At 40.1% G+C, this 11,611-nt stretch carries 14 protein-coding genes; 6 read left to right on the top strand and 8 right to left on the bottom strand.

Features of this window, described 5'->3' with window-relative positions; all coding sequences use genetic code 11:
* The coding region (locus ACYVTD_RS06670; protein ID WP_461246999.1) for a PDDEXK nuclease domain-containing protein at window positions 1-909 on the top strand (909 nt) is incomplete at its 5' end.
* Window positions 910-1,011: 102 nt separating this feature from the next.
* Window positions 1,012-2,061, top strand: coding sequence for a virulence RhuM family protein (locus ACYVTD_RS06665; RefSeq protein WP_461246998.1), 1,050 nt, complete (start codon window positions 1,012-1,014; stop codon window positions 2,059-2,061).
* A gap of 21 nt (window positions 2,062-2,082) precedes the next feature.
* On the opposite strand, the gene ACYVTD_RS06660 is transcribed toward ACYVTD_RS06665, so the two are convergent.
* Window positions 2,083-2,208: a hypothetical protein gene (locus ACYVTD_RS06660; protein WP_461246997.1), complete on the bottom strand. Its 126-nt coding sequence runs from the start codon at window positions 2,206-2,208 to the stop codon at window positions 2,083-2,085.
* Between the two features lie 7 nt (window positions 2,209-2,215).
* Window positions 2,216-3,361 (bottom strand): sodium ion-translocating decarboxylase subunit beta, encoded by a 1,146-nt coding sequence (locus ACYVTD_RS06655; protein ID WP_461246996.1) that lies wholly within the window; start codon window positions 3,359-3,361, stop codon window positions 2,216-2,218.
* Window positions 3,362-3,451: 90 nt separating this feature from the next.
* Here ACYVTD_RS06655 and ACYVTD_RS06650 point away from each other — a divergent pair, with 90 nt between their 5' ends.
* The 4 genes from ACYVTD_RS06650 (at window position 3,452) to ACYVTD_RS06635 (ending at window position 7,719) form a co-directional block, all read left to right on the top strand.
* Window positions 3,452-4,564, top strand: a complete 1,113-nt coding sequence (locus ACYVTD_RS06650) for a vWA domain-containing protein (protein ID WP_461246995.1) — start codon at window positions 3,452-3,454, stop codon at window positions 4,562-4,564.
* A 12-nt stretch (window positions 4,565-4,576) separates the two neighbouring features.
* Complete coding sequence (locus ACYVTD_RS06645) at window positions 4,577-5,404, top strand: undecaprenyl-diphosphate phosphatase (protein WP_461246994.1); 828 nt, start codon at window positions 4,577-4,579, stop codon at window positions 5,402-5,404.
* Between the two features lie 335 nt (window positions 5,405-5,739).
* On the top strand, window positions 5,740-7,086 hold the full coding sequence (locus ACYVTD_RS06640) for a site-2 protease family protein (protein ID WP_461246993.1): 1,347 nt from the start codon (window positions 5,740-5,742) through the stop codon (window positions 7,084-7,086).
* Window positions 7,087-7,104: 18 nt separating this feature from the next.
* Window positions 7,105-7,719 (top strand): CpXC domain-containing protein, encoded by a 615-nt coding sequence (locus ACYVTD_RS06635; RefSeq protein WP_461246992.1) that lies wholly within the window; start codon window positions 7,105-7,107, stop codon window positions 7,717-7,719.
* Here the strand turns inward: ACYVTD_RS06635 and ACYVTD_RS06630 are convergent, their stop codons facing one another.
* The 6 genes from ACYVTD_RS06630 to rpsR are packed head-to-tail and all read right to left on the bottom strand — an operon-like array spanning window position 7,720 to window position 11,542.
* Entirely contained in the window at window positions 7,720-8,016 is a 297-nt protein-coding gene (locus ACYVTD_RS06630; RefSeq protein WP_461246991.1) for a late competence development ComFB family protein, read from the bottom strand.
* Between the two features lie 54 nt (window positions 8,017-8,070).
* Window positions 8,071-9,435, bottom strand: coding sequence for a replicative DNA helicase (dnaB, locus tag ACYVTD_RS06625; protein ID WP_461246990.1), 1,365 nt, complete (start codon window positions 9,433-9,435; stop codon window positions 8,071-8,073).
* A gap of 20 nt (window positions 9,436-9,455) precedes the next feature.
* Entirely contained in the window at window positions 9,456-10,043 is a 588-nt protein-coding gene (rplI, locus tag ACYVTD_RS06620) for a 50S ribosomal protein L9 (RefSeq protein WP_461246989.1), read from the bottom strand.
* Between the two features lie 10 nt (window positions 10,044-10,053).
* Entirely contained in the window at window positions 10,054-10,221 is a 168-nt protein-coding gene (locus ACYVTD_RS06615; RefSeq protein WP_461246988.1) for a hypothetical protein, read from the bottom strand.
* The gene (locus ACYVTD_RS06610; RefSeq protein ID WP_461246987.1) at window positions 10,218-11,213 is read right to left on the bottom strand and encodes a YybS family protein; all 996 of its coding nucleotides are present in this window, start codon (window positions 11,211-11,213) and stop codon (window positions 10,218-10,220) included. The genes ACYVTD_RS06615 and ACYVTD_RS06610 overlap by 4 nt, the downstream gene beginning before the upstream one ends.
* A 2-nt stretch (window positions 11,214-11,215) precedes the next feature.
* The gene (gene rpsR / locus ACYVTD_RS06605) at window positions 11,216-11,542 is read right to left on the bottom strand and encodes a 30S ribosomal protein S18 (protein ID WP_461246986.1); all 327 of its coding nucleotides are present in this window, start codon (window positions 11,540-11,542) and stop codon (window positions 11,216-11,218) included.
* Window positions 11,543-11,611 lie beyond the last annotated feature (69 nt).

Below are 11,611 nucleotides of genomic sequence, written 5' to 3'. Positions count from 1 at the left end.
GAATATGGCAAAAAGATTGTTGCGACACTGTCGCAACAATTGGTAAAAAAGTATGGTTCGGGTTATGAATTACGGAATTTACGGCGAATGGTTCAATTTGCTGAATTGTTCCCGGATTTATCAATTGTGTCGCCGTTGGCGACACAATTAAGCTGGTCTCATTTTATCGAAATCTTACCATTGGAAACAGAAAAAGCAAGACTATTTTATGCACAGGAAGCAGCGACACGACATTTAGGGAAAATGGAACTACGTAATCAAATTTCCAGAAAAGCCTATGAACGGCGTGAAATCGCAAATGTGCAATTAAAGGAAACTTCAAAAGTGCCATTTAATGTTTTCAAAGACCCCTACTTACTAGATACCCTTGGATTAAAAGAAAATTTTCTGGAAGCCGATCTCGAAAAAGCAATACTAACAGAACTTGAAGCATTCATTTTGGAGTTTGGTCATGGCTTTACATTTGTAGAACGGCAAAAACGCATGACAATGGATGATGAAGATTTTACACTTGATTTGTTGTTTTATCACCGCATACTAAAAAGGCTTGTCGCAATAGAATTAAAAATCGGAAAATTTGTGCCTCAATATAAGGGACAGATGGAATTTTACTTAAAGTGGCTCAATAAGTATGAACGGCAGGACGATGAAAATGAGCCAATAGGAATTATTCTTTGCACAAAAGCAAGCCGAAATCAAATTGAATTGATGGAATTGGATAAATCCGGCATTGCGGTTGCGGAATACTGGACTAATTTACCTCCAAAAGAAGAATTTGAAAGAAAGATTAATGAGATATTAGTCGAAGCACGAGAACGCCTTGAACGCAGAAAGTCGCTCCCAAAAGGCAAAACGCAAAAGCAAATAGATTACTTTTACGATTCAAAAGATGACGACATTGAAGACTAAAAGGAATGAGTATATTGGAAAATGGGAAGTTCTGTTTAACCCCAATTTTAATTATACCGAATTCGGTACAATTAAAAACAATGGCAAATAATGGAGAATTATATGAAAAATAAAGGCGAAATAATTATCTACAAAAACAAGGAAAATAATATCTCCTTGAATGTTCGTTTGGAGGATGAAAATGTTTGGTTGACACAGCAACAAATGGCGGAACTTTTTCAAACTTCCCGTACTAATGTAGTTGAGCATATCAAGCACATTTTTGAAGAGGGCGAATTAGATGAGGTTGCAACCTGTCGGAATTTCCGACAGGTTCAAATTGAGGGCAAAAGAAATATTGAACGAGAATTACCATTTTATAATCTTGACCTGATAATTTCTTTAGGTTATCGAATAAAATCCATCATTGCAACGCAATTCAGAATTTGGGCGACAAAACGGTTAAAAGAATATATTGTTAAAGGCTTTACGATGGATGACGAGCGGTTAAAAAACGGCGGCGGTGAGTATTGGTATGAACTATTAAATCGTATCCGCGACATCCGCTCATCTGAAAAGGTTTTGTATCGTCAAGTGCTTGATTTATATGCGACAAGCATGGATTATGATCCCAAATCGTCCGTTTCTATTGAATTTTTCAAAATAGTTCAAAACAAATTGCACTATGCCGTTCACGGACACACGGCGGCGGAAATAATTTTTGAACGGGCAGACAGCGATAAACCTTTTATGGGGCTTTCAACATTTTCAGGAAACATTCCTACGCAAAAAGATATTTCCGTTGCAAAAAATTATTTAACCGAAACTGAATTAAAAATACTGAATAATCTTGTTTCAGGATATTTTGATTTTGCGGAAATACAGGCAATTAAACATAAACCTATGTATATGAAAGATTATGTCCAGCAGTTGGACAATATTTTGACTTCTACAGGAGAAAATGTTTTGCAAAACGCAGGGACGGTCTCGCATGAAAAAGCGGTTGAAAAAGCCCTCTCCGAATATCGTAAATTTCAAGTTAAAACCCTCTCACCCGTTGAACAGGCGTATTTGGAAGTAATCAAAAACGCCGAAAAGAAGATAGGAAACAAAAAACATCAGAAGAAGAACAAAACGACAAACAAAAGACGGAATACAAGCAAGAAATGCTGAAAATATTAATTTAAGCAATATTTACTTCTTCGCCATCACTCTGTAAATCACCATGACAAGCAGCATGATAAAAATGCAAACGGCGAAGAGACCCAATACGCCTTTCCACATGACATCTAACGATGCGATTAAATCTGATACGTTCATATTTACCTCACTGACCTAAATAACGCATAACTAGGCTTAAAACTAAACCGCTTGCGGCTACCGACGCTATTTGCCCTGAAACATTTGCGCTTACGGCGTGCATCAATAAAATGTTTTCGGGGTCCTCTTTTAACGCCATTCTTTGAATAACTCGGGCGGACATGGGAAACGCTGAGATTCCAGTGGCTCCTATCATCGGGTTTATTTTTGTTTTTAGGAAAAGATTTAATATCTTGGCGAATATTACGCCGCCGCCCGTGTTTACTACAAAGGCAAATAATCCTAAAAATAAAATCTTTATCGTCTCTATCTGAATAAATTTGTCGGCTTGCAGAGTGAAGGCGACTGTCAGTCCCAATAAAAGTGTGATTATATTCGCAAGTGTTTTTTGTGCGGTCTCGGAAAGAGAGTTTAACACTGTACATTCCCTAATTAAATTGCCAAACATTAAAAAGCCGATTAATGAAACAGCCGCAGGAGCAATAAGCCCTACTATCACTGTTACCAGAATCGGGAAAATAATTTTTAACGCTTTTGGGATTTCCTTGTCTTCTACCGGCTCCATGCGTATCATGCGTTCTTTTTTGGTGGTTAAAAGATTTATTGTTACAGGCTGAATAATCGGCACTAACGCCATGTAAGAAAATGCGGTTACTAAAATCGGTCCTACATAATTTGATTTTAATAGTTGGGCGGCAAGAATTGTCGTAGGTCCGTCGGCTGCTCCTATTATTCCGATTGCCGCAGCGTCATTAAGATTAAATCCCATTATAACGGAAAGCGTTATCGTAGCAAATATGCCAAAATGTGCCGCCGCTCCGAATAAAAAGAAAACTGGTCTGGAAAGCAACGGAGAAAAATCGATCATCGCTCCTATTCCGATAAAAAGCAACAAGGGCATTATTTCCGACGCTTCAATGCCTGTCTTGTACAGCCATTCTATCGGTCCTGCAACATCTCCAATTCCCGGCATAACCTGATTTATTGCGCCGCTTAAAGGCAAGTTGACAAGTATCGCTCCAAACCCCATCGGCAAAAGCAATGCCGGCTCATACTCTTTTTTGATAGCCAAATAAATCAATATTACGCCGACAGCATACATCACAAGGTGCTTCCACGTTATCAACGCTAAATTATCAATTATCATTTCCATAGTATCCCTCTTGTTTTACAATATATTACTAATTATGGAAAAACAAGGGAGTTTAACTCTTTCCATATATGCCGATAATAAAGATATTCTATGAAAAAATGTGTTTTTATTGGGATTTTTATCGGGATTTTGAGCGTTGGGCTGTATTCGCAGGATTTAAGCATTTCTTCGGGGGATTTGCTTTTGGAGTTGCGGGCGGACGGCGGGTATCATCTGTTTGTCAGAAAAAAACCGGGGATCGGTTCGGTGCTTTTGACGGAAACTACAAGAGACCCGAATATGCAAGCTGATAATTATGCTTACCGTGCCGGGGAGTGGAACCCCATTAACGGCGATGAAGTCCGAATCTTAAACGGCGTTCCTATTCCAAAGGAAAGTAAAATCTATTCTCTTATTTCTTCTACTGTCGAAAATCACCCTGTTTTAGGGCAGGCTTTTCACATATATATTCCTTATATACTTTATTACGGCTATGAGCCAAACCGACACGGGGAAGTTTATTTAACTGACGGAACTTTCCTGAATATCAGAGCCTTCGCCCTGCCCTACGCCGATTATCGTGGCGCTTTTAGAGACAACCCTTTTATTTTGGAAGCAAGACAAGAACCTCTGCCGGGTCCTATCGAGGGCACTTATACAAAGGAAACTCTGGACGCATTTTCAGATATAGCGAAAGCCGGAAGCGGAGAATTGATTTTATCTCGCAATCCCGATGATGTGGTAGACCTTATCAAAGCCGCCCTTGATAAAGAAAAAGGCAAGACGCTTGATATTGTCATCTGCCTTGACACAACCAGCAGTATGAAAAAATATATCGACTCTGTTCGTCTTAAACTTATTCCGATGTTAAATGAAACTTTAAGCGGTTTCCCAACTTTCAGAATCGGCATGGTGTTATTTAAGGATTATTATGACTCATATCTTACAAAAGTAGTTCCTTTTACAAATAATTTTTCGGTTTTTCAGCGGGACTTAAACGATATTAAAGTACAGGGCGGCGGCGATATTCCCGAAGCCGTATACGAAGCGTTACACGACGGAGCTACAAAGTTTGACTGGTCGGCACAGTCCAGAATAATGATATTGATAGGGGACGCTCCTCCGCACCCAAAACCAAGGGGAAGAATTACAAAAGACATGGCGGAAAAAGCTTCTATAGAGAAAAATATTAAAGTTCATGCTATGATATTACCATCAAAATAAAACGGAGTTTATATGAACATTATTAACGCAATAATACTGGGTATTGTTCAGGGGCTGACGGAATTCTTGCCCGTCAGCAGTTCGGGTCATCTTGTGCTTTTACAAAAAATATTTAAGATACACGAGCCTTCTTTATTTTTTGACACGATGCTTCATGTAGGGACATTGCTCGCTGTTGTAACGGTCTTATGGAAAGACATTTTTGAAATCCTAAAAAAACCGATTCAAAAACTGACTGGCTTTCTTATTCTGGCGACAATTCCGGCTGTCATTGCGGCTCTTCTTTTTAAGGACGCTATCGAAGAAATTTTTACTACAGGTAAATTGTTAGGTGTTTGTTTTTTAATTACAACCGTTCTCTTGGTTACTGCGGAATTGCTTTCAAGGCGAAATAAAAACGCAAGTTCCGCCGCTACGGAGCAGGACGAAAACGGCGAAAAGATGACTTGGTTGCAAGCGTTATTTATCGGAGTAATGCAAGCGATTGCTATTCCGCCGGGTATTTCAAGATCGGGTGCGACGATAAGCGGTTCGCTTTTTTGCAAACTTAACCGAGGCTTTGCCGCCCGTTTTTCGTTTTTAATGTCTATTCCGGCAATTCTTGGGGCTGTTGTTATGCAAACTAAAGATTTGCTTAAAGGCGGTATGGCGGATAGCTCAAATTTTGGGGTTGCGGCTATTATTGCAGGGACAATCACATCGGCGATTGTTGGGTTTTTCGCTGTTAAGTTTATGCTAAAGATTATTAAGGAGAAATCGCTTTTTGGGTTCGCTATTTATACTGGAGTGCTGGGATTACTTGTTTTGATTGATCAGGTTGGGTTGCATGTTTTCTTTTAGATTGTTTCGTTAAGATTTCTCACGAAGGACACAAAGGAAGACGGAATAATTTTACCACGAACCACACGAACCAAAGAGCGAACAGAAGGATTTGAGCACTCCACCGATAAGCGCGATAGACGAGAGCTGAGGTTTAGGTGGTTATTGTCCGTTATCTTGCCGTAAAGTCCAAAGCCAAGCCCTCAAATAACAACCCCTGATCCCTTTGCTCTCTACGACACACATATTTGTAGTTAATATCTTCGCTCTCTAGGTTCGCTGATGTTCGTGTGGTTCGTGATTAAAAATTCTTGCGGTCTGTAGTAATAATACTTAAAATATGCTATCATAAACCCATGATAATCGTAAAAATAGCATTGGGGCTTTTTGGGCTTGGAATAGTGGTTTTCTTCCATGAGCTTGGGCATTTCCTTGCCGCGCGCCTTGTAAAAATAGATGTAGAAGCGTTTTCTATCGGGTGGGGAAACCCTATCTTAAAAAAGAAAATCGGCTCTGTGGAATACCGCTTGGGAATGTTTCCCGTTGGCGGCTATTGCAAAATGAAGGGTGAGACCGATTATAACGAAGCTTGGGAAAATACAAAGAAAGGGATAAAACCCGAGGAAGGCTCTTACCTTGCGGCAAGTCCAGCGGCAAGAATACTTGTCGCTATCGGCGGTCCGCTTTTTAATTTGCTTTTTGCGATTATTCTTCTTTGTTTCCTTTGGGGTTTCGGTTTTCAAATGCAAACCCTCGACAATAAAATTATTCTAGCGTCAGAACTTTCAGGCGAATCTTTTCCTGCGGATAAGGCTGGGTTAGAGACAGGCGACCGTATTATCAATATTAACGGAAAAGATGTTAACTATTACCACGAGGTGCAGGAAAATATCGCCATAAATCCGGAAAAAAGTCTTCCCATAACTGTAGACAGAAACGGAAAAATTATCGACTTGCAGGTAACGCCAGTTCTTGATAAATCAAGCGGAGCGGGAAAAATAGGCGTGTATTTTTGGACAGATTCGATAATAGAAAATGTAGCGGAAGGCAGTCCCGCGCAAAGAGCCGGGCTTTTACCAGGCGACATTATTAAAACCGCAAACAATACGCCCATACGCAATACTGTCGATCTTATGAAACTTCTGGAACAAAAGCCCGATCATCTTGATCTGGGAATAGAAAGAGGCGACTCTGCACAACGGGTTTTACTGGATACAAGTAGTCCGATAAACGACATAGGTATTTCATGGAAAATTATAACTTATCGCACTCCCAACCTTTCAATTCCTGAGGCTGTCGCAAAAGGGTTTAAAGAGGGTTACAAAAATCTTACTGTATCCGTTAAAAGCCTAAGGCTTCTTTTTAAGGGAATTGATCTTACAAAAGCGGTTTCTGGACCTGTGCGCATAACATACATGATGGGAGATATAGCGGCTCAAGGATTTGGGCAGAGCATTGGAACGGGGATTCGGTATTTTATCGACTTTATCGCCATTATTTCCATCGCTCTTTGCGTGATGAATATGCTGCCACTGCCAATTCTTGACGGCGGAATGATTATACTTTTTCTTATTGAATTGATTCGCAAAAAACCCGCTCACCCAAAAGCAATATCTATTCTTCAAACATGCGGAACGGTTATAATTTTTTCATTGATGGTTTTAGCGCTGTTTGGCGATGTTCTTTTTTTTATAAAACATTAATATAATATAGGAGGGATTATGAAAAGTACCATTACCTGTTTGTGCGGAACAAATATTCTTATTGATTATGAAGAGGAAATTAATCTGGATCAGGAGCCCAAATATCTTGAAGAAATTTCCAACGGCACATTTATGAATTATAAATGCTCTTTTTGCGGAAAGAAAAACAAGCCGGAATTTCCAATTACCATTGAATGGAAATCCAAAAATTTAAAAATGAGGGTAATTCCGGAACTTGAACGCGGCGAATTTTACCGCGATAAAAAAGATACTTACAAATTTGAAACAATTATCAGTTACCCAGAAATGGCTGACCGTCTGGCTGTAATAAATGACGGGCTTGAGCCTGTTGTTATCGAAGCGTTAAAAGCGTTCCTTGTAGATAAAGCGGCGGAAAATTATCCCGACAAAGAGGTAAACGCATGGTATCACTTGAATGATCCTTCTTTTATAGAATTTCATCTTGACGGAATAAGACAGGGAGAAGTTGCCGTAATGAAAATTCCCCATGAGATATATAAAAAGACTCATAACGATTATAAGAAAAACCCAAAGCACGGAATTTTTCCGTCGCTTCGTGTCCGTTCTTATCTGTCTGTACAAAATTACTTACGACCTGAAGGTCTAAAGTAATTAGTCGTGAGCCGGATTTTTCCTTACTTTTTTTATAGCTTGTATAACTGCCTGTTTAACGCTTTCCGCATAAGCTTGCTCCGTCATCGCCTGAGAAGCGTAAAGACCTCCGAGCAGTGAAAAACGATACAATGGTTTAACAGAATTAAGAGCTATTGCCGCAATATCTACAATACATTCATTACAGCGGCACATACCTTCATAACCGTTTTTTAACTGCTGTTCCATTTCGCGGATAACAAGAATTTCAGCTTCGTTTTTTAATAAATCAAAATCATATTCATCTGTAAATGCCATAATCCCCCCGATATGTTTTAAATATAACAAATATACTATTTTTTATCAAGTAATTTATTCAGCGGAAATTTCCTTTTCAGGCGGCTCAAATTTGGCATATTTTGCGTTCATTTCCAGCTTAACTACACCCGTAGGTCCATTCCTTTGTTTTGCTATTATTAAATCTGTCGGTATTTTGTCAAAAGAAACAGGCTTTTCCTCTTCATTGCCCTTTCTGCTTTTTTTGGGTTGTTCGCGGTTTAAGAACAATACCAAGTCCGCGTCCTGCTCTATCGAGCCTGAATCCCTTAAATTAGCAAGTGTGGGGACTTCCCATTGGGCGTCGCGGTTAAGCTGACAGAGAACCACTATCGGGATATGCAACTCGCGGGCAAGGCTTTTTAAGGCGCGAGAAATATTTGAAATCTGCTCAAAACGCTGCAACTTGCTGTTCTCGTATGCTATAAGTCCCAAATAGTCAACAAAAATTATTTCTACGTTCTGCTGGGAGCGCAGTTTTCGCGCCTGAGTGCGAAGGCTTAAAAGATCCATGTTTGGAATATCAACGATATAAAAAGGTCCTTCATACAAAAGACTCATTACATCTACTATTTTTTTATAATCGCCGGTGCTTAAAAAACCGCTTCTTAAATTTTGCGCTTGAACTTTTGCCTCGCTGCTTATGATACGTTGGGCAAGAGCGATATTTGACATTTCCAAAGAAAAGAACGCTGTAGGTATTTTTTGATGAAACGCCATATTGGAAGCCATATTAAGAGCAAGTGCTGTTTTTCCTACGGAAGGACGAGCGCCTATTACAATAAATTCTTCGCGCTGAAAACCCGACGTTAACTGATCCAGTCTTTCAAAACCGGTTGAAATTCCAGTTATCGGGTTCTTGGACTTCATTACATTATCAAGAATTAAAATAGTTTCTTTTAAAACTTCGCTGATTTTTCTTGATGTAAAAACCTGTCTTTCATCGCTTAATTTAAAAATATTTCTTTGAACATCTTCCAGTATTTCAGCGGCTTCTTTTGATTCATCGTATACTTCCACGCCGATTTCCGAGGCTACGCTTAAAAGCGATCTCTTAACGGAATAATTTTTTACCATTTGCGCGTAATATTCAATATTCGCGCTTGAGGGAATAACCGTAGTCAGGCTTGAAACATAGGACGCGCCGCCGGCTTCGTCCAATTTACCCATTTGCTTTAATTCCTGAACAACAGTCTGAATATCGGGGCGCAAACCCTTTGAGTCAAGACTCATGATAGCTTCAAATATGCGGGAGTTAGCGCGGGAGTAAAAATCGTTAAAGTTAAGATGAAGTTGAATGGCGGCGGATACGGCTTCGTTATCCGCCAACAGACTGCCTAGAGTAGCCTGTTCCAATTCATCGTCGTGAGGCGGCGTCTTATCCTTGATTGATTGGGACACGGTACGGTCTCCTGTGTCCGCTATTCAGCCGCAGTTTCTGTTTTATGTTCAGTTTCTTCTGTAACAGTTCCCTCAGCCTGAGTTTCCTGCGCGACTGCTTCCTGACGATCCCTTCTACCTCGGCGCGGAGCCGGCTTGGAAGCGGGGGCTTCAGTTTTTATTTCCTGCGCGATAATTGTAACTGTAATTTCCGCAGACTGGTTTTCGTAAAGTTTGATTATCGCCTTGTATTTGCCTACGCTCTTAAATCCGTTACCCGCAAGTTCTATGCGTTTTCTTTCAACCTGGAATCCGTTCTTTGCAAGTTCATCGGCGATAGTTTGATTCGTTACCGCGCCGTAAAGTTTGCCGTTAGCTCCGGCTGGCATTGTAAGAGAAAGCTCAAAGGCGTCAAGTTTTTCTTTTATTCCCCTTGCGTCTAAACGTTTTTGTTCTTTGCGAGCTTCTATTTCCGCCCTGCGTCCCTCAATTACTTTGATCATTCTGGGGGTGTAAGGCAACGCGATTCCTCTTGGGAAAAGATAGTTACGCGCATAACCTTTCGCCACTTCTTTTACGTCTCCCTCCTCGCCAAGAGTCGCGAGATCTTTGTTCAAAATAACTTTCATACCAAGCTCCTTACCTGCTTCGCAGGTTTCTGCTTCGCAGGTTTCTGCTTCGCAGGATAGACACTCCGAAAAGTTTTACGGAGTTTTCATTAATATCAGCCGCAAAAAAGCAACTGTCGCCCCGGAGTACAGAGGCTATTGGACGCTTTCCGCTCCACGGAAAGAACTTTCCGCTCATCGGAAAGAACTTTTCGCAATGCGAAAAGGACGCCAATTATCTATTATTCCCAGTAAAACCAATGCCACAAGAGCAAATGAATTTAACGGGCTGAATAATACTACAATAATCAATACGTTGATTACCAATCTGAAAACATTTGAGCGAAGCGACATCCAATACATTAATATACCGATGCCCTGCGCCAGATAAATTATAGCGCAAATAGTAAATACATTCCACGCTAAAATACTCAATATTTCTACTTTGAAAATACCGGTTAATACAATAGTCGCCAAAGAAGCGGAGAATGCCCAAATTGTATTTACTGGCGCGTAAAACGCCGTTAAGCCATGATCAATTCTTTGTCTTTTTATCATCGAAGTTACGCTAACTGCTATTTGTCTATTAACAAAAAACAAAAAGAACATACTGATTAACGCTCCGCCCCTTAAAAGAAACATTTTTGCGAATTCCGTTAAAACCTGCGGCGTAAATGTTTGCGCGAATAACGGATTTTTTATTTGTACTTCGGAATCGCCTGTGCCGAATAATTCTTCCGCTGTTTTGGAAAACAATTCAAAAAAATTGGAAGAAGGGCTGTTAATATAAAGAAGAAAAATAATCGCACATATGGACGAGGCGATAACAAATCTATACGCGGTACGCAGACCTTTTCCGCCAATTATCCATGTAAACCCAAGCAAGACTACTGTTAAGTATAATGCCTCTATCGGCAAACTTTTTATACCGTCAATTTTTGTAAATGACTGAATGACCATAATAACGATATTTGCCGCCGCCGCAGTAATAAATACCGGCATATAAACGCCAGTAACAATTATTACATACCCAAGCGGCACAAGATAAAACAGCGAAAGAATTCCCGTCTTCATAAATATCAAGCTAATAGTTGTACAAACAAGTAATGTAATAAGAGGCGTATATTTATTAATACCAGGAAGCCTTTTTTCCGCAGATACAGATGGGCTGTTTTCATCTTCTAAAAACATAATTATTCCGCTACATACGGGAGAAGCGCTATGCTTCTTGCCTGTTTGATAGCAAGGGCAAGGGCGCGTTGATGTTTTGCGCAGGTTCCGGTAATACGGCGCGGAAGAATTTTTCCTCTTTCCGTAATAAACCTGCGAAGCGTATCAGATTCCTTGTAGTCTATCTTCATTTTTTGGGCGCAGAATTTGCAAACTTTTTTCTTGAAAAAAACTTTCTGCCCTTTTCCGCCGCGTCCGCGATCATCGCCGTCGCGGTCGTCCATTTGCATATCCATTTCCCTGCCGTGGCGGGAATGGGGTTCGTTATCAAAATATCTGTCGACTGACATAAAAATCTCCTTATCTTAGATTAAATTTTAAAAAGGTATATCGTCGGTAAAACCGTCGTCCTTACCTGA

This window comes from Treponema sp. R6D11 (genome assembly GCF_054786075.1).
This window is presented reverse-complemented; position numbering and strand designations above follow the sequence as displayed.